Here is a 19,575-nt window from a genome sequence, read left to right as displayed (position 1 = left end):
CCCCCACTGCTCGACGCACCTGATGAAGGAGACCCCCACCATGACCGCTCGTCGCAAGGCCACCGGGATCGCACTGGCCGGTATCGCCCCGCTGGCGCTCACCGTGCTCGCCGCGACTCCGGCTGCCGCGCACGGCTCGATGTCGGACCCGGTCAGCCGGGTGATGGCCTGTTACGCGGAGGGGCCGGAGAGCCCAAGTCCGCGGCGTGCAAGGCGGCCGTGCAGGCCGGCGGGGCGCAGGCGTTCTACGACTGGAACGGGGTGCGGGACGGCAACGCCGGCGGCCGGTCCAAGGAGAAGATCCCGAACGGCAAGCTGTGCAGCGCCGGCAATGCCGAGTTCAAGGGCCTCGACCTGCCGCGCGCCGACTGGCCCGCGTCGAAGATGCAGGCCGGCAAGCACACCTTCCGCTACAAGGCCACCGCTCCGCACAAGGGTTCCTTCGAGCTCTACCTCACCAAGCCGGGCTACGACCCGAGCAAGCCGCTGAAGTGGTCGGACCTGGAGTCGAAGCCGTTCGCGAAGGTCACCGACCCGAGGCTGACGAACGGTGAGTACGTCTTCGACGGCACCGTCCCGCAGCGGTCCGGGCGGCACCTGATCTACAGCATCTGGCAGCGTTCGGACAGCCCCGAGGCGTTCTACACCTGCTCGGACGTGGTGTTCGGAAAGGGCAGCGGCGGTACCCGGACCGCCACGGCGCCCGCGCCGGCCGCCTCCGCGCCGACCGACGGCCAGCTCGCGGCGGGCGCGGACAAGTCCTCGATGGACATGAGCGCCCACGGCCGGCACGGTGACGGCAACGACGCGATGACGATGTCGGACCAGGCGGACGGGGCCGGTGCGACGGCCTCCGGCCATGGTGCGGCCGCCCCGAAGAGCGACGGCAACGCCGCGCGGACGAACGGGGACGCCAAGCCGGTCAACGGGCAGCAGTTGGCCGAGACCGGTGGTGACTCCTCCACCGCCCCGCTGGCCATCGGTGGTGCGGCCGTGCTGGCCACCGGTGCCGGGGTGCTGTTCGCCACCAGCCGTCGCAAGGCCGCCCGCCACCACGGCTGAGCCCCCACAAGCCCCCCACAGGCCCGGCTGACGCCGGGAGTGCCGCCGCCCCCTCCGCGTGTGGGGGCGGCGGTGTGCTGTGTGGGCGGTGCCCCGCACTACGCGCCGTTCGGGGGCAGCGGTTCGATGACGTCGCTGGCGACGTGCTGGTAGATGAACGAGCTGCGGCAGTCCACCACTTCGCGGCGTTTGAAGACCTGGTCCATCAGGAGTGCGTGCAGCCGGTCGACGTCCGGGACGGCGACGTGGACGAGGAAGTCGTCGCCGCCCGCGACGACGTAGACGCTGAGCACCTCGGGCAGCGAGGTCAGGAACTTCTTGAAGCGCTCGATGACCTCGCGGCCCAACGGGCGGATGCGGATGGCCAAGAGCGCCTGTACGGGGCGGTTGAGGGTGCGCAGGTCCACGGTGGCGCGGTAGCCGGTGATCACACCTCGGGCACGCAGGGCACGGACCCGCTCCAGACAGGTGGAGGGCGCGATGTTGAGCCTGCGGGCCAGTTCGCGGTTGGTCTGCCGTGCATCGCGCTGCAGTTCGCGGACAATCGCCGAATCAATGTCGTCCATGAGGACCATGGTGGCGCAGCCGCCGAATTTCGTTCGGTGTGAGCCCTTCTTGATCACGTGGACGATTACCTTCGGCGACTGTGACCGCACAACAGACTTCTCTTCCTGCTTCGATACGCTCGGATGTTCGGCGGCTCGGCGTCGGCGGCGGTACCGCGTTGTGCGCCGGTGCGGTGCTCGGCCCCGGCGTGCTGACCCTGCCGTCGCTGGCCGCCGCGGCGGCCGGCCCGGCCTCGCTCCTGGCCTGGGTGGTGCTGCTGGCCCTGTGCGTACCGGTGGCCGCGTCGTTCGCGGCGCTCGGCGCGCGGTTCCCGGACGGCGGGGGTGTCGCGACGTACGTCCACCGGGCGTTCGGTCCGCGGGCCGCGGCCGTGGTGGGCTGGTGGTTCTACGGGGCGGTGCCGATCGGCGTGGTCGCGGCGGCGTGGATCGGCGGGAAGTACGTGGCCGGCGCGGTGGGTTGGGGCGAGGCGGGTGCGGCCGGCGTCGCCGGGGTGGTGCTGGCCGGTTCGCTGGCCTCCAACGCGGTGGGGCTGCGGATGTCGGGCCGGGTGCAGCTGCTGCTCGGCGGTCTGCTGGCGGCGGTGCTGTTGTGCGCCGTGGTGGCGGCCGCCCCTGAGGTGTCGGCCGGGAATTTCACCCCGTTCCTGCCGGGAGGCTGGACGTCCGTCGGGTCCGCGGCCTCGGTGCTGTTCTTCGCGTTCGCCGGGTGGGAGGCCGCCAGCCATCTGGCGGGCGAGTTCGCCGATCCGGTACGGGATCTGCCGCGGGTGACGCGCCGGACGCTGGCCGTGATCACGGTGCTGTATCTGGGGCTCGCGGTGACCACGATCGGGGCGCTGGGGCCGGACGCGGCCCGGACCGACACCCCGCTGACCGAGCTGCTGGCCCGCAGTGTGGGCTCCGCGGCCCGTCCGGTGGCCGCCGCGGCGGCGGTCTTCCTGACCTTCGGGGCGGTCAACTCGTATCTGGCCGGGGCCTCCCGGCTCGGGGCCGCGCTCGGCCGGGACGGGGCGGCGCCGCGCTGGCTGGCCAAGGGGGGCGCGCCGGGGCAGGTGCCGCGGCGTTCGCTGGCGGTACTGGGGGCGGCGGCCGTCGGCCTCGGTGTGCCGGCCGGCGCCGGGAACGCCGATCTGGACGTGCTGATGCGGGCCACCGCCACCTGCCTGGCGGCGGTGACCCTCGCCGGCCTGGCCGCCGCACTGGTGCTGCTGCCGCGTCGCACTCCCCTGTGGTGCGGCGTGGGCGCGAGCGCCGTGCTGACGGCCGCGGTCCTCGTCTTCTCCGGCCGGCTGCTGGTGATCCCGGTGGTCCTCGCCGGTGCGGCGCTCGGCTTCCTGACGCTGCGCCGGGCGCGGGTCCGCGGGCGGTGAGGCCGCTCAGCGGACGAGGCGGCGCAGCAGGCGGACGGAGCGGCTCCAGCGGGCGGGCCGGGCGACGCGGCCGGTACAGGCGCGTTCGGCGCGGTCCAGGCTGTCCTCCAGGGCCGCGTCGTGGAGCCGGCGGAAGGCCAGCGGCCAGCTGAGCCGGGCCGGGCCGCGGGCGCGCATGGCGAGGGTGTGGCGCAGCAGGGTGCGGTCGGGTCCGAGCGGGTGGACGGTGTACTCGTGGAAACCGTCGAAGCCCCGCGGACCGGTGAAGGCGAAGCGGACCCAGCGGCCCGGGACGTAGGCGGCGACGGTGTACCGGACCGGGCCGTGGCCGCCGGCGGCGCCCGCCGCGAGCGGGCCGTCGAGCACCATCGGGGCCCAGTCGCGGCCCGGCCAGAGCCGGTCGCCGGTGCCGGAGAGGCCGTCGATCAGCAGGCCGGCCTCGGCGTCGGGGACGGGCAGCACCCGCTCGTGCACGTTGTAGACACCCATCGGACGGCCTTTCCGTGAGGCGTGGGGCGGACGCCGGCCCACGGGGCGACGTGGGCGCAGCGCAGGGTGAACAGGTTTTGGAGGGATGCCTCCAATTGTTATGGAGAGTACCCTCTAGAACATGGCCAGGCCACCCCGTTTCGAGATTTCGCAGCTCCTCGACGCCGCCGTCCGGCTGGCCGCCGAGCACGGCCCCTCGGGCGTCACGATGTCCGCGGTCGCCCAGGCCGTCGGCGCCCCCAGCGGCTCGCTGTACCACCGTTTCGCCGGCCGCCCGGCACTCCTCGCCGAGGTGTGGCTGCGTACCGTCGAGGGCTTCCAGGAGGGCTATTTCGCGGCCCTGCGCTCGGGGGACGGGCCGCGCGCCGGGGGCCGGGCGGCCTCCCGGCACGTGGTCGCGTGGAGCCGTACGCACCCCCAGGAGGCCGCGCTGCTCCTCTACGGGGCGCACGAGTTCGGCCGGGACGACTGGCCGGAGGAGCAGCTGCGCCGCGCGGACGAGGGGAACATGCGGGTCCGGGCGGCGGTGGCGGCGCTCGCGGGCGCGCTGGGGCTGCACGGCGAGCTGGGCCTGGAGCGGGTGTCGCTCGCCGTCGTCGACCTGCCGCTGTCCCTGGTGCGCCGCCATCTGCGCGGCGGGGAGCCGCTGCCCGCGCATGCCGAGGAGCTGGCCGAGCAGTGCACCGACGCCCTGCTGACCGCGGACTGAGACCGCGCCCCGGGGAATGCGTACGGCCCGGCCCCCGCGCGGGAGCGGGGGCCGGGCCGGCCGTCGTCAGCCGTTGAGGCAGGTGGTCGGGGTGGCGTGGGCCGGGTCGAGGGCGTTGGCCGTCTCGTGGAAGGCCACCGGGTCGGCGATCCCGATGGCGACGTGCTCGGAGAGGTCGACCGCGCACAGGTCCTGGAGCAGGACGTTGTGCACGTCGGGCCCGTCCAGGTAGCCGCTCCGGTAGGGCGTGACAACCTCGTCGTACTTGGTGGCGATCACGGTGTAGTGCACCCCGGGAACGGTGTCGCCGCCCGCGTTGAGGCGGTTGAGCACGTCCGAGCCGACGATCTGGTCGGTCAGCCCCGGGGTCAGCTTGCTCAGGTACTGCTTGGCACCGGGGAAGTGGGCCAGCAGGCGGGTCAGGCCGTCGAGATCGGTGCCGTGGTTGTCGGGGGCCAGCCCGACCAGCGTGTTCACCTTGCCGGCGCCACCGTGGAACTTCAGGTAGACCCGCGCCATCATGCCGCCCTGCGAGTGGCCGACGAGGTCCACCTTGTCCGTCCCGGTGGCGGCGAGCACCCGGTCCACATAGGTGGCGAGCTGCCCGGCGGAGGCGTCGACCGGACCCAGGCCGTGGAAGAGCGGTACGCCGGGGAGTTGGCCGTAGTCCAGGGAGAAGACGCAGTAACCGCGGGCCACCAAGTAGGGCGCGAGACCGAGCCAGTTGTCCACGGAGTTGCCGAGCGTGCCGTGCACCAGGACCACCGGCCGGGGGTGGGCGGCGGAGGGCTTGCACGAGAAGTCGTTCCAGCCGCTGCGGACGGTGGGGGCGTCGGCGGAAGCGGGAGCGGAGGCGAAACCAAGGGCGAGGGCGAGGGCGGGCAGCAGGGTGAGCGTTCGGGACCAGCGCAGCTTCATACGAGGCTCCTTGCGGGGGGTGTGAGGGGGTGAGGGACTCCGAGGTGCTCGGTGAGCCGTTCACCTGCGATCCGGATCGCAAGGGCCAACGCAGTTGACTGGCAAGTAAGTTACGGCCGGGTAAGCAAGAAGGACCAGTCGTGTGACGGTGAAGGAAAACGCACACAACCCTCACGAGACGCACGGGGGTCGAACCTCCCGTTCCGTGCTGCCTCGCCCGCCGTGTCGGATACCTCACTCATGCGCCCGGTCCGGGCCGGTTGTCGGACCCGTCGCGTACCGTCGATACCGCGTTGACCAGGCAGGTGACGGAGGGGAGACACCCATGGAGACGACGGCGGACGGCGCGGGGGCGGCGGGCCACCCGGGAACGGCGGACCTCGCGGGCATCGCGGAGATCTCGTCGGAGGCGGAGCTGCGGGAGCTGATGGGCCACCCGAATTCCCATGCCGCCAACAAGACCCGCCACCGGCTGCACGACCTCGACCGCCAGTGGCTGGCCCGCTCACCGTTCTGCGTGATAGCCACCTCGGACGCCGAGGGCCGGTGCGACGTCTCGCCCAAGGGCGACCCGGCGGGTTTCACCCTCGTCCTGGACGACACCACCCTCGTCATCCCCGACCGCCCCGGCAACAAGCGCATGGACGGCTTCGTGAACGTCCTCGCCAATCCGCACGTCGGGCTGAACTACGTCCTTCCGGGGCGCGGCGACACCCTGCGGATCAACGGCCGCGCCCGGCTGCTGCGGGATGCACCGTTCTTCGACCGGCTCCTCGTCAAGGGCAACCGCCCGCGGCTGGCGCTGCTGGTGGAGGTCGAGGAGGTCTTCTACCACTGCTCCAAGGCGTTCCTGCGCTCGGAGTTGTGGCGGCCGGAGACCTGGGAGCCGGATGCGGTGCCCTCGCGGGCGCGGATCGTCAGGGGCGTCGAGGCCCAGGACAAGACGCTGGCGGAGCTGGAGGAGCACTACGGCCCGCGGTACGCCGAGCGGCTCTACGGCTAGGACGGGCCCTTCGGACCGTCCCGGGCCCGTGCGGCTCAGTGCCGGCCGGCGCCCGGGCCGGGGGGCTTGGTGCCGTGCCGGGGCGGGGGTGTGCGGCGGGCGGCTCCGCCGAGGGTCGCCGCGGGGCGTACGGCGCCGGCGCCGAAGCGGGCCCGGGCCCGGTCGGCGGCCGCCTCGATGCGGTGGGCCTTGTCGTCGGACGGGTCGAAGCTCAGCTGCCGCGCGGCGAGTTCGGCGCGGCACAGGTCCTCGGCCCGCAGCGCCACGGACCGCACCCGGGCCCGCTGCAGTCCGAGCGCGGCGTGCAGCGCGTAGGCCGCCTCGGTCAGCGCGGGGCCGTGTGCGGTCGGTTCGGCGAGCCGGCGGGTGCGGGTCGTCGTGGAGCGGTCGGCGTAGCGGACGGTGAGGGTGAGCGCGCGGGCCACCTGCCCGGTCGTGCGCAGCCGGGCGCCCAGGTCGTCGGCGAGCGAGAGCAGCGCCCGGCGGCGCCGGTCCGGGTCCAACTCGTCGTGCTGGAAGCGGTGTTCGGCGCCCATCGAGCGGGCGGCGGCATTGGGCACCACCGGCGTGGGATCGATACCGCGGGCCCGTTCGTGGACGAGCCGGCCGGTCCGGGCACCGAGGATCCGCTGCAGGGTCCCGGGCGGTGCGGCGGCGATCCGGCCGACGCTGTCGAGTCCGTACGCGGAGAGCGCGCGGGCGGTCGCCGGGCCGACGCCGTGCAGCGCGGAGGCGGGCCGGCGGTCGAGGAAGGCGGTGACGGCCTCGGCCCGGTCGGGGACGGTCCGGATCTCGCCGGGCGCCGCGGCCTGCGCCGCCATCCGGGCGAGCAGCGGGTTGGCGCCGATCCCGATCGTGCACCGCACGCCGTGCCAGGCCAGCGCGCGCAGCCGGACCAGTTCGGCGATGCCCGCCGCGTCGCGGTCGAAGTAGCGCAGCGCACCGCGGACGTCCGCCAGCGCGGCGTCCGGCGGCAGCGCCTCGACCATCGGCGTGAACTGCGCGAGCAGGCCGAGGAGTTGCTCGAACTGCCCGGCGCTCACGGGGGTGTCGTGGGCGTTGCGGAAGCGGACGTGGAGCATGCCGGGCGGCCGCGTGGCGCCCGGCGGCCGCGGCGGCGTGGTGCTGCTGCCGAAGGTCATCCCGCGCTCCCGGGACTCGCGTGCCACAACTTCCGCCCGGTGGCGGCGCGGTCGCCCGGGGGCTGGAGGTCGGCCCACGGGTGCATCTCGTAGCCGGTCTCCATCCGGATGGTGCGGCCCGGTCCGGCACCGGCCGGTTCGGGCTCCGCCCCTCGGCGGGGCTCTCTCCGGGCTCTTCGCCGGGGCCCGCGCCGGCCGCCGCGTCCGGTCCGGCCGTGGGCCGGTCCGGCTCCGCGGCGAGCCGGGCGGCGACCGCCTCCAGGCCGCCCTCGCGGCGGAGTTCGGCCAGTTCGGCGAGGTTCCAGGCGGCGCTGCCGACCACACTGAGGCTGCGCGGGCCGCGCCGCTGGACCGTGCCGCGGACCAGCAGCAGCCAGGAGTGGAAGACCGTGTGGGCACAGGCCTCGTGACTGTCGTCGAAGAAGGCGCAGTCGACCAGACCGGTGCTGTCGTCGAGCGTGGTGAAGATGACCCGGCGGCCGGAGCGGATCGGCGGGGTCTGGGTGGCCGCCTTGGCCCCGGCGACCAGCACCGTCTCGCCGTGCCTGGCGTTGCGCAGCAGCCGGGCCGGCAGCGCACCCAGTTCGGTCAGGAACTCCCGGTGGTCGGCCATCAGATGGCGGGAGGCGTCCATGCCGAGCACGCCCAGCTCGGCGCTGAGCCGTTCGACGTCGCTGAGGTCGGGCAGTCCCGCGGGCTCGACGGGGTCGGCCCGCCGCTCCTCCAGGTCCGTGTGCAGCGACAGCTGGCCGCCGGTGGCCTGCCGTCCGTGGTGGTGCAGCTCGGAGACGTACAGCAGCAGGTCCCGGCGGTTCGCGCCGAAGGCGTCCAACGCGCCCACCCGGGCGAGGCGTTCGGCGACCGGACGGGACGGCCGGGCGCGCTGCCACAGGTCCTGGAGGGAGTGGTAGGGCTGCCCGTCCGCGATCCGCCGCGCCTCGGCCTCGCTCATGCCGTGGACGTCACCGAGCGCGAGCCGCAGTCCCCAGGCGTCCGCGGAACCCTCCCGACCGGACACCAGTTCGATCCGGTGGGTGACCGCCGAGCGGTTCACGTCCAGCGGCAGCACCGGCACCCCGCGCCGCCGGGCGTCCGCGAGCAGCAGCCGCTTGGGGTACATCCCCGGCTCGTGGGTGAGCAGCCCGGCGTAGAAGGCCGCGGGGTGGTGCGCCTTGAGCCAGGCGGACTGGTAGGTGGGCACCGCGAAGGCCACCGCGTGCGCCTTGCAGAAGCCGTACGAGCCGAAGGCCTCGACGATCTCCCAGGTCCGGGCGATCACCTCGGGTGCGTAGCCGCGCCGTTCGGCGCGCTGGGCGAACCAGGCGCGCACCCGGCCCTGCAGCTCCGGCTCGGACAGGGCGCGCCGCATCTCGTCCGCCTCGTCCCGGGCGCAGCCGGTCATGATCCGCAGCACCTCGATGACCTGCTCGTGGAAGACCACCACGCCGTAGGTCTCGCGCAGCGGCTCGGTCAGGTCCGGGTGCGGATAGCGGACGGGTTTGCGGCCGTGCCGGGCGTCGATGAAGGGCCGGACCATGTCGGCGGCGACCGGGCCCGGGCGGAACAGCGAGATGTCGACGACCAGGTCGTGGAAGGTGTCGGGCTGCAGCCGGCCGATCAGGTCGCGCTGGCCCGGCGACTCGATCTGGAAGCAGCCGAGCGTCTCGGTCGAGCGGATCAGGTCGTAGGTCGCCGGGTCGCCGGGCGGCACCTGTGCGGGGTCGTCGAGGTCGAGCCGGCGGCCGGTGGCCCGGCCGATCTCGGCGACCGCGTGCGCCATCGCGGACTGCATGCGGACGCCCAGCACGTCGAGTTTGAGCAGCCCCATCTCCTCCACGTCGTCCTTGTCGAACTGGGACATCGCGAAACCCTCGCCGCTGGTCGGCACGACGGGCGTGCGGTCCAGCAGCGTGGCGTCGGAGAGCAGCACCCCGCACGGGTGCATGGCGATGCCGCGGGGCAGTGCGTCCAGCGCCTCGACCAGTTCCCACAGCCGTTCGCCGCCGGCCTCCCGGACCCCGCGCAGCTCCGGCAGCTCGGTCAGTGCGGCCCGGGCGTCGCGGGCGCGGATGTGCGGGAACGCCTTGGCGAGCCGGTCGACCCGCGCCGGGTCCATGCCCAGCGCGGCGCCCACGTCCCGTACGGCATGCCGGACGCGGTAGGTCTCGGGCATGGAGACCGTGGCGACCCGCTCGGCGCCGAAGCGGTCGAAGATCGCGCGGTAGACCTCCAGCCGGCGGGCGGACTCCACGTCGATGTCGATGTCCGGCAGCGCGGCCCGCCGCTCGGACAGGAAGCGCTCCATCAGCAGCCCGTGCTCGACCGGGTCGGCGTGCGCGATGCCGAGGAGGTGGTTGACCAGGGACCCGGCGCCGGATCCGCGGGCCGCGACGCGGATGCCGCGCTGCCGGATGTCGTCGACGACCTGGGCGACGGTCAGGAAGTACGAGGGGTAGCCGAGCCGTTCGATCGTGCGCAGCTCGTCGTCCAGCCGGGCCCAGCGCACCCGGTCGCGGTCGTGGCCGCGCAGGACCATGCCGGCGGCGCAGCGGGAGCGCAGCACCCGGGCGGCGGTGCGGCGTTCCGCGCCGACCAGCCGGGGTTCGGGGAAGTGGATCCGGCCGAGCCCGATGTCGTCCTGGGGGTCGACGAGGCACTCCCCCGCGGTCCGCTCGGTCATGGCGAGCAGTTGGTGGGCCAGACCGCGCCGGAAGCCGGCCGCCTCAGCGGTCCGCTCGGCGGTGCGGGCCATCGCGGCGGCGTCCTTGAGCCAGCGCTCGCCGCCGTCCCAGGACTCGGGGCGGTGCGGGTCCACCGGCACCAGGCGGCGGGCGGAGTCCAGGACGTCGGCGACCGGGCCCTGGCCGGGGTCGGCGTAGCGGACCGCGTTGGTCAGGACGGCGCGGATGCCCTGGTCGACGGCGAAGCCGAGGGTGCGGGCGGCCAGCCGGGTGGAGCCGGGGCCGCTGCCGGGCCGGCCGTGGTCGACGACCTCCAGCCGCAGCGCCTCGCCGTACCGCTCGCGCCAGGGGGCGGCGAGCCGGGCGGCGCGGTCCGGGCGGCCGGCGGCCAGCGCCCGGCCGATGTCGGAGTCCGGGCCGAGCAGCACGGTGAGTCCGTCCGCGGCGGATTCCAGGTCGCCCCAGGAGAGGACGGGCCGGTCGCCGCCGCCCGCGTGGGCGGCCGAGACCAGCCGGCACAGGGCGGCCCAGCCGGCCGCTCCGTCGCGGGCCAGGAAGACGGCGCGGGCGGCGGACTCGTCGATGAAGGCGCCGCCGCGCACCGGGGTGCGCCGGCGGGTGGTCGCCGAGGGCTCCGGGGTGTGCTCCGCGACGGCCAGTTCCGCGCCGAAGAGCGGGCGGACGCCGGCCTCCGCGGCGGCCCGGGCGAACCGTACGGCCCCGGAGAGGCCGTCCCGGTCGGTCAGGGCGAGGGCGTCCATCCCGCGTTCGGCGGCGCGCTCGGCCAGCCGCTCCGGGTGGGAGGCGCCGTAGCGCAGGGAGAACCCCGAAGCGGTGTGCAGATGCGTGAACCCGGGCATCCGCACCTCCTGCACCTCACCGCCCCCGGCTGACCTTGTGTCCCTCGTTCCTCACCTCCACCATAACCCGCCCGTCGAACATTCGTACGAACAACACGCCGGGGCACCCAGAAGATCGTCTTCGCACCCTCCGCCGTTCAGCCCAGCCGTTCTGCACCGACCTGCGGCGGATCGCAGGATATGGGGGCAAAAGCCGTCTTCCGGTGGGCCTGCCGCCGGTGGGCGGACCTGCGGCGAGGAGTGACGGATGGCCACCACCACGGACGACGGCAGCCGCACCACCTTTCTCCGCGAGGTGCGGAGCGCGGTGACGCCGCACGCCTCGCTGCTGGTGCTCGGCGTCCTGGGCCTGATGATCGCGTTCATCACCTCGTACACCGGCGCCTTCCACCACCCGCGGCCGACGGACGTACCGCTCGGCGTGGTGGCTCCCCCGCCCGCCGCCCGAAAAGTGGTGACGCAGCTGGACCGGCTGCCCGGCTCCCCGCTGGCCCCGCGCGCGCTGCGCTCCGAGCGCGTGGCCCGGCAGCAGCTCGCCGACCGGGCGATCGACGGGGCGCTGCTCGTCGACCCGCGCGGCACCACCGACCGGCTGCTGGTCGCGAGCGGCGGCGGCGCCTCCCTGTCGCAGGCGGTCGAACTGGTCGTCCGCGCGGCCGAGAAGGCCCAGGGGCGCACCGTCCGGACGGTCGACGTCTCCCCCGCCGCGGCGGGCGACAGCCGCAGCCTGTCGTCCTTCTACCTGGTCGTCGGCTGGTGCGTCGGCGGCTATCTGTGCGCCGCGATCCTCGCGATCAGCGCCGGGGCGCGGCCGTCCAACGGGCACCGGGCCGTCATCCGGCTGGCCGCCCTCGCGCTGTATGCGATCGCCGCCGGACTGGCCGGTGCGATCGTCGTCGGCCCGGTCCTGGACGCGCTGCCCGGCACCTTCGCCGGGCTGTGGGGACTGGGCGCCCTGGTGGTCTTCGCGGTGGGCGCGACGACCCTGGCCTGCCAGGCCCTGCTGGGCATCATCGGCATCGGCCTGGCGATCCTGCTGATCGTCATCCTGGGCAATCCGAGCGCGGGCGGCGCCTACCCGTATCCGCTGCTGCCCCCGTTCTGGCGCGCCATCGGCCCGGCCCTGCCCCCGGGCGCGGGCACCTGGGCGGCGCGCTCGCTCGCGTACTTCGACGGCGCCGCGCTGACCGGCCCGCTACTGGTGCTCGCCGCCTGGGCGGTGGGCGGCACGCTGCTCACGCTCCTGCTGTCGGTCTTCCTGAAGAAGGACCGCCCGGCGGACCGGCCCCCCGAGGACGAACGACCACCGGCCTGAGCCACCGGGCGCCGGCCCGGACACACCGCTCACCCCCACCGCACGAAGGAGCAGCACCATGACCCTCCCCGCCGACCGGCTGACCCACCCCGCGGTGCGCGCACTGGTCACCGCCCTCAACGCCCACGACGAGCAGGCGTTCTTCGCCGCGCTCACCCCCGACGCGACGATGTCCGACGACGGGTCCGACCGCGACCTCCGGCAGTGGACCGGCCAGGAGGTCTTCGGCTCGCGCGGGCACCTGGCGGTGCGGTCGCAGTCGGACGACGGGTTGTCCCTCGTGGCGGACTACCGCAACGACACCTGGGGGGAGATGCGGACCCGCTGGGAGTTCACGGTGACGGACGGGAAGGTGAGCCGGTTCGAGACCGGGCATGCCTGACGTAACGTCATTCCTCTTTGGAACAAGGCCAGTTGGCCTCGGTCACATATGTGTGCCGCCGTCGATCCGGATCTCCGTGCCGGTGATGAACGCGCCGTCCTCCGAGGCGAGCATCGCGATCACGCCGGCGACCGTCTCCGGGCCCGCGAAGCCCTCGCCGAGGGCCGGAGCGAGCTTGGCGAACAGCGACATGTCGGCGTCCTCGGGCAGGCCCGGCCCGCGGCCGCTGGTCATCCCGCTGGCGATGGAGCCCGGCGCCACGCACACCGCGCGCAGCCCCTGCTTGCCGTATTCGGCGGCGATCGCGTGCGTCATGGACTGGATGCCGCCCTTGCTCGCCGCGTACGCCGCCATGTAGGGGTGCGCGAACGAGGCCGAGGTGGAGCTGAAGTTGACCACGACCGGGGACGCGCCCTCCAGGAGGGCGGGCAGGGCCTCGCGGATCATCAGGAACGTGCCGGTCAGGTTGGTCGCGATGATCGCGTTGAAGAGCTCCAGGCCGGTCTCGTGGGTGTGCGCGGAGCGCAGGATGCCGGCCGCGTTGACCAGCACGTCCAGGCCGCCGAGACCGTCCACCGCGGCGGCGACGCCGGAGCGGACCGCCGCCTCGTCGGCTATGTCCAGCACCGCGGTCCGCAGCCGGCCCGCGGCCCCGTCCGCGGCGGCCCGGGCCGCGGTGGCCTCCAGGCCCGCGGCGTCGACGTCCGCCGCGACCACCCGGCCGCCCTCGGCGAGGATCCGGTGGACGGTGGCCTGCCCGATGCCGGAGCCGGCCCCGGTGATCAGGACCCGGCGTCCCTCGAAGCGGTTCATGGTGGTGCTCCCTTCGCGATGGTGACGATCGGCGCTGCGACGATCGCCCTGCACGGTACGCCGCAGTGGCACGATGTGCCAAACACGCGCGACGTGCCGACCTGGCGCCGCGCTCCGTAAGCTGAGCCCATGTCCGCCGAATCCGTGCCCGCCGAACCCCGCTCCGCGGCGCCCGCCGCCCGCCCCTCGCTCACCGAGCGACGCAAGGCCGCCACCCAGCTGGAGATCGCCCGCTGTGCGGCGGCGCTGTTCGCCGAGCGCGGCGCCGCGGTCACCGCCGAGGAGATCGCCCGCACCTCCGGCGTCGCGCTGCGCACCTTCTACCGCTACTTCCGCACCAAGGAGGACGCGGTGGCGCCGCTGCTCTCCGTCGGGGTCAGGCAGTGGATCGACGACCTGGCCGCACCGCCGGCCGGGCCGGCGGCACCCACGGTCCGCGAGGCCCTGGAGCTGGCCGCCCGCCGGGCGCTGACGCCCGCCGACGAGCCGGCCGCGGAGGCGCTGCGCCGGACCCGCGGGCTGCTGCGGGCGATGCCCGGCGATCCGGCGCTGCGCGCGGTCTGGCACCGCGTCCACCACGACGCCGAGGAGGCGCTACGGCCGGTCCTGGCGCGGATGACGGGCGCGGACGCGCTGCAGGTACGGCTGGCCGCGGCCGCGGCGAACACCGCGATGCGGGTCGCGGTGGAGGAGTGGGCGGCACAGGACGGGCCGGTGGACGGGGCGCGGGGGCCCGCCGCGCTGGTGACCCGCGGCATGCGGGCGCTGACGTCCGGACTGCCGGAGCTGGACGGGCCGCCGAACGGGCGGCCCGCGCCCGGGAATTGAGGGAGCCCGCGCCCCGGGGTCGAGAGCGCCCGCACCCCGATTGCGTACGAAAACGCGGCGGGTAAGGCGGCCCGCCGCCGACCGCCTGTTACCTCGAACGGCGGCCGAGGCCGTACGGAGGCAGCCTCCGGCCCTCCTCTTCGGCCATTCGGCGGAGATCGAAACCCTCCCGAACGACCGGTCGGCGGCCGGATTGCTTCCCTCCCGGTCATCGGGGCCCTTGCCCGCCGCACGATGCACGGGGCATCCCGGCTGGCCGCACCCCGCTTCCCGCACGCAAGCCCGAACCCCTCCCGTCAGGTTCGCGCCATTACTCTCAGCTTTCACTCAACGACTCAAAGCGATCGGCGGAGGACCGCTCAAGGTGCTTTCGGGATGTGTTTCGACCAAACTCCCGTCCGGTATCTGCACCTTCGAGCAAAGGAGTGTTCGTCATGCGGTACACCACTGGGGCGATCGCGCTCGGTACGGCGCTGGTCCTCGGCACGCTGGCCACCAGCGCACAAGCCGTCGCCGCCCCAGCACAGCCCGCGCGCAGCGGCGGTCTCTACGCGCCGTCGGAACTGGTGCTGACGGTCGGCCAGGGCGACAGCCGGGCGACCGCCACGGTCCAGCGCGCGGTGTCGCTCAGCTGTATGCCGGTGGCCTCCGGCAGCCACCCGGCGCCGAAGGCCGCCTGCGCCGAACTCCGGGCCGCGGCCGGTGACTTCAACACCGTCACCAGCCCCAAGTCGGACCGGCTGTGCACCAAGGAGTGGGCCCCGATCGTCGTCACCGCCGACGGCGTGTGGCAGGGCAAGCGGGTGTCGTACACCTACACCTACGCCAACTCCTGTGTGATGCGCGCCGGCCTGAGCTCGGTCTTCGAGTTCTGAGCACCGCACCCAGGTCCCCGGGCACCGGTGGGTGGTGCCCGGGGACCGCCACGCGCGGGGACCGCCGGTGCATAGGCTCGACCCATGACCGACATCAACATCCCTTCCCCGCAGGTCTCTTCGGGCCGGGCCGGGGTCGCCGTGCTCTCCGACATCCACGGTGTGCTGCCGGCCCTGGAGGCGGTGCTCGCCGAGCCGGACGTCCGCGCAGCCGGGCGGATCGTGCTGACCGGCGATCTGCTCGCCGGGCCGCAGCCCCGCGAGACCCTCGCCGCGCTGCGTTCCCTCGGGGAGCGCGCGGTGTGGGTCCGCGGCAACGCCGACCGGGAGCTGACCGCGGATCCGGCGGGCGGGGAAGAGGGCCCGCCGGACCCGGTGAGCGCCTGGGCGGCCGGCCAACTCGGCCCGGAGGAACGGGATTTCCTCCGGTCGTTGCCCACCTCCGTCACGCTGGAGGTGGCCGGGCTCGGCCCGGTCCTGTTCTGCCACGCCACGCCCCGGGACGACGAGGAGATGGTGCTCGTCGACTCGCGGCCGGAGCGCTGGGCCGAGGTGCTGGCGGAGCTGCCCGACGCGGTACGGACCGTGGTCTGCGGGCACACCCACATGCCGTACGTCCGGCTCACCCACGGGCGGCTGGTGGTCAATCCCGGCAGCGTCGGCATGCCGTACGGGAGGGCCGGTGCGCACTGGGCGCTGCTGGGGCCCGGCGGCGGCGCGGTCACCCTGCGGCACACTCCCTTCGACTACGACGCGGCCTGCGCCCGGATCGCCCGGGAATCGGGCTTCCCGTCGGCGGCCGACTGGGCGGATACGTACGTACGGGCCCGGGTCTCGGCCGAGGAGGCACTGGCCGCGTTCGGGCCGGGCGACGGGCGGGCGGCGGGCTGACCCCGCGGCGCACCGGCCCCGGAACGCGTCCGGCGGCCGGTGCCCCGGGAACTGCCCGGGCGGTCCTGGAACCGCTGCCGCCGTCAGCCGATCTGTGCGCCGTAGGCCTTCAGGGCCTCCGGGACCGGCTGGAAGAAGGTCTCGCCGCCGCCGGAGCAGTCGCCGCTGCCGCCGGAGGTGAGGCCGATCGCGGACTCGCCGTCGAAGAGGGCGCCGCCGCTGTCACCGGGCTCGGCGCAGACATCGGTCTGGATCAGCCCGTCGACCGTGCCCTCCTGGTAGTTGACGCTGGCGTTCAGCGCCTTGACGGTGCCGTCGTGGACCTGGGTGGTGCTGCCGCTGCGCTGGACCTTCTCGCCGACGGTCGCCTCGGCGGCCTTGGTGATCTTCTGGGTGCTGCCGTTGTAGAGGTCGACCTCGCTCGGGTGCTCGGTGTTCCCGGTGTACTTGGCGATGGAGTAGTCGTCGCCGGGGAACTTGGAGTCCTCGGTGGTCGCGATCTCCGAGCCGCCCTGCTTGTCCGACCAGCTCTTGACGGCGTTGCCGCAGTGGCCGGCCGTGAGGAAGTAGGGCTGGCCGTCCTTGACGACGTTGAAGCCGAGCGAGCAGCGGGCGCCGCTGCCCCAGATCGCGTCACCGCCACCGATGAAGGGCTTGAACTGCCCCTTGCTGTGCCGGAGTTCGACCTTGTCGCCGAGGTTCCGGGTGACCTCGGTGAGCCGGTCCAGCTTGCTGCCGGTGACCGTGCGGTCGGCGGTCACCACGACCTTGTTGCTGCGCGGGTCGACGCCCCAGGCCGTGCCGGGGATGGTGGCCTTGGCCTTCAGCGTCTGCCGGGCCCCGTCGAGCTGGGCCAGGGTGTGCTTGACGAGTCTGGCCTCGGCGCCCTTGGCCCGGACGGCCTTGGCCGCCGTCTCGCTGACGACGTTGACCACCAGCTTCTTCGCCTGCGCGTCGTAGTACGCGCCGGCCGTGCCGGTCTTGAGCTGGGACGCCAGGGTGGTGGCCGCGGTGGAGGTCAGCCGGGCCACCGAGGGGGCGGTGGGGGCCGGGGACGCCTGGGCGTTGGCGAGGGTGACGGTGGCGGTGGCGGCGAGGGCGAGCGCTCCGGCACCTGCCAGAACGGCGCGCCTGTTGGGTATGCGTCGGTGCTTCAACTCAGAGCCTCCCGTGGGGGGAAGGGCCCGGACTGTGGGGAGTCGCACGGGCCCGGAGAGTGAGGTCCGGCACGAACGGGGGCCGCCCCGCGGCGCAGCACCTCAGGGGAGTCGCGTTCATGCCAACGTGCGGAGCCGAGTATTCCCACCCGTCTCAGTCGTGCACAAGACCGAGTTCCGGTCTCACGTACGGCCGTTCACGCTTTCGTCACATCACGGTCACACCGATATCCGCGGACCACGCTCCTGAGTGCGGACATCAGGAGGGGTGCGCGGGGTCCCGGGCGGATCCGTATGTGAGGGTCCGCTCCGGCCGAAAAACGCCCCCGCCGGGGAACGGCGGGGGCAGGGGCGGGCGGACCGGCTCAGCGGAGGTCTTCCGGGAGGTCCACCGGCACGTCGGCGGACCGGTCCGCGGACACCTCGGTCGGCAGGTCGACGGGCAGGTCGACGGGCAGGTCGGCCGGGTGCTCGGCGTTCGGGAGCACTTCCAGCCGCTCTTCGCCCGGCAGCGGCTCCTCCACGGCGGTCGCGCCGTCCGGGCGCCGCGGCCGCTCCCGCCCGTCCGCGGTCTCCGGCGGGCCGGCCGGGACCTGGCCCTGCTGCCCGGAGCGCTCCAGGAACCGCAGCAGCTCGACGGGGAACGGCAGGACGAGGGTGGAGTTCTTCTCGGCGGCGACCGCCACCACGGTCTGCAGCAGCCGCAGTTGCAGCGCGGCGGGCTGGTCGGACATCGCGGCCGCGGCCTCGGCCAGCTTCTTCGACGCCTGCAGCTCGGCATCGGCGTTGATCACCCGGGCCCGCCGGTCGCGGGTGGCCTCCGCCTGGCGGGCCATCGACCGCTTCATCGTCTCCGGTAGCGAGACGTCCTTGATCTCCACCCGGTCGACGGTCACGCCCCAGCCGATGGCCGGGCTGTCCATCATCAGCTCCAGGCCCTGGTTGAGCTTCTCGCGGTTCGACAGCAGATCGTCCAGTTCGCTCTTGCCGATGATCGACCGGAGGGAGGTCTGGGCCATCTGGGAGACCGCGAAGCGGTAGTCCTCGACTCGGATGACCGCGTCGGCGGCGTCCACGACCTTGAAGTAGACCACCGCGTCGACCCGGACCGTGACGTTGTCGCGGGTGATGCCTTCCTGGGCGGGCACCGGCATCGTGACGATCTGCATGTTGACCTTACGCATCCGGTCGATGCCCGGGATGATCATGGTGAAGCCCGGTTGCCGGACCGCGGAGGTCAGCTTGCCCAGCCGGAGCACCACACCGCGTTCGTACTGCCTGACCACCCGTGCCGCCGCCATGAAATACACCGCGCCGGCGCACGCCAGTCCCACTCCGGCCGTCACCAGTTCTTCGACCATCACGGCCCCCTGAGGTGTGCCGTATACCGTCCGTGTTCGGGCTGCTTTTCCATGGTATGCCCGGCCCGGAAGCCGGTCGAGGCGCGTGCGCGGCGGTGCCGGCCGGGTCCCCGTCCGCCGGCTGACGGGGGCCCGGCCGGTGTCAGCCGGTCAGTAGACGCTCACGCCGTACGCGCTGAGCGCCTCGGTGACGGGCTGGAAGAACGTGGTGCCACCGGACGTGCAGTCGCCGCTGCCGCCGGAGGTCAGGCCCAGGGCCGTGGTCCCGGAGTAGAGCGGGCCGCCGCTGTCGCCGGGTTCGGCGCAGACGGTGGTCTGGATGAGTCCGGAGACGATGTCGCCGCCGCCGTAGTTGACGGTGGCGTTCAGGGCGGTGACCTTGCCGCTGTGGATGCCGGTGGTGGAGCCGCGGCGGGTGACAGACTGGCCGACGCTCGGGGTGCCGGCGCTGGTGATGTCCTGGCTACCGACGGTGCCCGGGTGCGACAGGGACGTGTTGGTGTACTTCACGATGCCGTAGTCGTTGCCGGGGAAGCTGGTGCCGGTCGTCGGGCCGATGCTGGTGGTGTCCGAGGAGTTGGTGTACCACGGCGGCTTGCCCTCGGTGCAGTGACCGGCCGTCAGGAAGTAGTAGGTGCTGCCACTGCGGACGTTGAAGCCCAGCGAGCAGCGCCAGCTCGGTGCGTAGATGGCGTCGCCGCCGGCGATGAACTTGCGGAAGGTCCCGGCGGTCCGGTCGATGCGGAGCGCTCCGGCGTTGGCGCCGGCGGCCCGCTGGATCTTCGCGATCTCCGCCTGGGAGACGGTGCGGTCGGCGGTGACGACCAGGGTGTGGGTCGCGGGGTCGACCCGCCAGGCGGTGCCGGCGACGTCCGCCGCGCGGACCGCGTCACCGGCCGCGGCGAGCCGGGCCACGCTGAACGTCTGGGCGGGGGCGGGGTTCTGGGCGCTGGCGGTCGGGACGGCGATGGCTCCGACGGCCACCAGTCCGGACGCCACGGCGATCAGCCGGGTGCGTCTCGCTACGCCGCTGCGGGGGGTGGTGCGCTCGTTCCTCACTGATTCCTCCGAGGGGATCGGGGGGCCGCCGGTGGGCAGCCCGGTGAGGCGCAGCCGAAGGGCACGCGGAATCCGCACGTTCGTTTTTGCG

General features: G+C 73.9%; 16 protein-coding genes and 2 pseudogenes. 9 read left to right on the top strand and 9 right to left on the bottom strand.

Features of this window, described 5'->3' with window-relative positions:
• Positions 1–40 precede the first annotated feature (40 nt).
• Positions 41–1,062: pseudogene (locus OJ254_RS19535) on the top strand (lytic polysaccharide monooxygenase auxiliary activity family 9 protein).
• 98 nt (positions 1,063–1,160) lie between these two features.
• Here the strand turns inward: OJ254_RS19535 and OJ254_RS19530 are convergent.
• On the bottom strand, positions 1,161–1,628 hold the full coding sequence (locus OJ254_RS19530) for an Lrp/AsnC family transcriptional regulator (protein WP_265363349.1): 468 nt from the start codon (positions 1,626–1,628) through the stop codon (positions 1,161–1,163).
• Positions 1,629–1,708: 80 nt separating this feature from the next.
• Here OJ254_RS19530 and OJ254_RS19525 point away from each other — a divergent pair, with 80 nt between their 5' ends.
• On the top strand, positions 1,709–3,001 hold the full coding sequence (locus OJ254_RS19525; RefSeq protein WP_265363348.1) for an APC family permease: 1,293 nt from the start codon (positions 1,709–1,711) through the stop codon (positions 2,999–3,001).
• Positions 3,002–3,007: 6 nt separating this feature from the next.
• On the opposite strand, the gene OJ254_RS19520 is transcribed toward OJ254_RS19525, so the two are convergent.
• The gene (locus tag OJ254_RS19520) at positions 3,008–3,490 is read right to left on the bottom strand and encodes an SRPBCC family protein (protein WP_265363347.1); all 483 of its coding nucleotides are present in this window, start codon (positions 3,488–3,490) and stop codon (positions 3,008–3,010) included.
• A 121-nt stretch (positions 3,491–3,611) separates the two neighbouring features.
• Here OJ254_RS19520 and OJ254_RS19515 point away from each other — a divergent pair, with 121 nt between their 5' ends.
• Positions 3,612–4,199, top strand: coding sequence for a TetR/AcrR family transcriptional regulator (locus OJ254_RS19515; RefSeq protein WP_265363346.1), 588 nt, complete (start codon positions 3,612–3,614; stop codon positions 4,197–4,199).
• 66 nt (positions 4,200–4,265) lie between these two features.
• Here OJ254_RS19515 and OJ254_RS19510 read toward each other — a convergent pair whose 3' ends face one another.
• Positions 4,266–5,117: an esterase/lipase family protein gene (locus tag OJ254_RS19510; protein ID WP_265363345.1), complete on the bottom strand. Its 852-nt coding sequence runs from the start codon at positions 5,115–5,117 to the stop codon at positions 4,266–4,268.
• Positions 5,118–5,544: 427 nt separating this feature from the next.
• On the opposite strand from OJ254_RS19510, the gene OJ254_RS19505 reads away from it, so the two are divergent.
• Positions 5,545–6,120 (top strand): pyridoxamine 5'-phosphate oxidase family protein, encoded by a 576-nt coding sequence (locus OJ254_RS19505; RefSeq protein ID WP_265365234.1) that lies wholly within the window; start codon positions 5,545–5,547, stop codon positions 6,118–6,120.
• 35 nt (positions 6,121–6,155) lie between these two features.
• Here the strand turns inward: OJ254_RS19505 and OJ254_RS19500 are convergent, their stop codons facing one another.
• Both OJ254_RS19500 and OJ254_RS19495 read right to left on the bottom strand, forming a co-directional pair.
• On the bottom strand, positions 6,156–7,262 hold the full coding sequence (locus OJ254_RS19500) for a DNA polymerase Y family protein (RefSeq protein ID WP_423835925.1): 1,107 nt from the start codon (positions 7,260–7,262) through the stop codon (positions 6,156–6,158).
• Positions 7,259–10,803: pseudogene (locus OJ254_RS19495) on the bottom strand (DNA polymerase III subunit alpha). Before OJ254_RS19495 ends, OJ254_RS19500 begins: the two are co-directional and overlap by 4 nt.
• 247 nt (positions 10,804–11,050) lie before the next feature.
• On the opposite strand from OJ254_RS19495, the gene OJ254_RS19490 reads away from it, so the two are divergent.
• Both OJ254_RS19490 and OJ254_RS19485 read left to right on the top strand, forming a co-directional pair.
• The gene (locus tag OJ254_RS19490; protein WP_265363344.1) at positions 11,051–12,118 is read left to right on the top strand and encodes a DUF3533 domain-containing protein; all 1,068 of its coding nucleotides are present in this window, start codon (positions 11,051–11,053) and stop codon (positions 12,116–12,118) included.
• 58 nt (positions 12,119–12,176) lie between these two features.
• Positions 12,177–12,500, top strand: a complete 324-nt coding sequence (locus tag OJ254_RS19485) for a nuclear transport factor 2 family protein (RefSeq protein ID WP_265363343.1) — start codon at positions 12,177–12,179, stop codon at positions 12,498–12,500.
• Positions 12,501–12,542: 42 nt separating this feature from the next.
• Here OJ254_RS19485 and OJ254_RS19480 read toward each other — a convergent pair whose 3' ends face one another.
• A complete protein-coding gene (locus OJ254_RS19480) occupies positions 12,543–13,313 on the bottom strand; it encodes an SDR family NAD(P)-dependent oxidoreductase (RefSeq protein ID WP_261952307.1) in 771 nt (256 codons plus the stop codon).
• A gap of 129 nt (positions 13,314–13,442) precedes the next feature.
• Between OJ254_RS19480 and OJ254_RS19475 the strand changes: the two genes are divergently transcribed.
• From OJ254_RS19475 to OJ254_RS19465, 3 genes are all read left to right on the top strand, one after another.
• Entirely contained in the window at positions 13,443–14,141 is a 699-nt protein-coding gene (locus OJ254_RS19475) for a TetR/AcrR family transcriptional regulator (protein ID WP_265363342.1), read from the top strand.
• Positions 14,142–14,575: 434 nt separating this feature from the next.
• On the top strand, positions 14,576–15,016 hold the full coding sequence (locus OJ254_RS19470) for a subtilase-type protease inhibitor (protein ID WP_261952305.1): 441 nt from the start codon (positions 14,576–14,578) through the stop codon (positions 15,014–15,016).
• Between the two features lie 84 nt (positions 15,017–15,100).
• On the top strand, positions 15,101–15,907 hold the full coding sequence (locus OJ254_RS19465; protein WP_265363341.1) for a metallophosphoesterase family protein: 807 nt from the start codon (positions 15,101–15,103) through the stop codon (positions 15,905–15,907).
• An 83-nt stretch (positions 15,908–15,990) separates the two neighbouring features.
• Here the strand turns inward: OJ254_RS19465 and OJ254_RS19460 are convergent, their stop codons facing one another.
• From OJ254_RS19460 to OJ254_RS19450, 3 genes are all read right to left on the bottom strand, one after another.
• Complete coding sequence (locus OJ254_RS19460) at positions 15,991–17,064, bottom strand: S1 family peptidase (protein ID WP_265363340.1); 1,074 nt, start codon at positions 17,062–17,064, stop codon at positions 15,991–15,993.
• A gap of 365 nt (positions 17,065–17,429) precedes the next feature.
• Positions 17,430–18,425: a slipin family protein gene (locus OJ254_RS19455; RefSeq protein WP_265363339.1), complete on the bottom strand. Its 996-nt coding sequence runs from the start codon at positions 18,423–18,425 to the stop codon at positions 17,430–17,432.
• 150 nt (positions 18,426–18,575) lie between these two features.
• The gene (locus tag OJ254_RS19450; RefSeq protein WP_265363338.1) at positions 18,576–19,484 is read right to left on the bottom strand and encodes a S1 family peptidase; all 909 of its coding nucleotides are present in this window, start codon (positions 19,482–19,484) and stop codon (positions 18,576–18,578) included.
• Between the last annotated feature and the right edge of the window lie 91 nt (positions 19,485–19,575).

Source organism: Streptomyces endophytica (genome assembly GCF_026153355.1).
GTDB lineage: Bacteria > Actinomycetota > Actinomycetes > Streptomycetales > Streptomycetaceae > Streptomyces > Streptomyces endophytica.
Note: the sequence above shows the minus strand (reverse complement) of the source record. Positions and strands in the feature narration are given on the sequence as shown.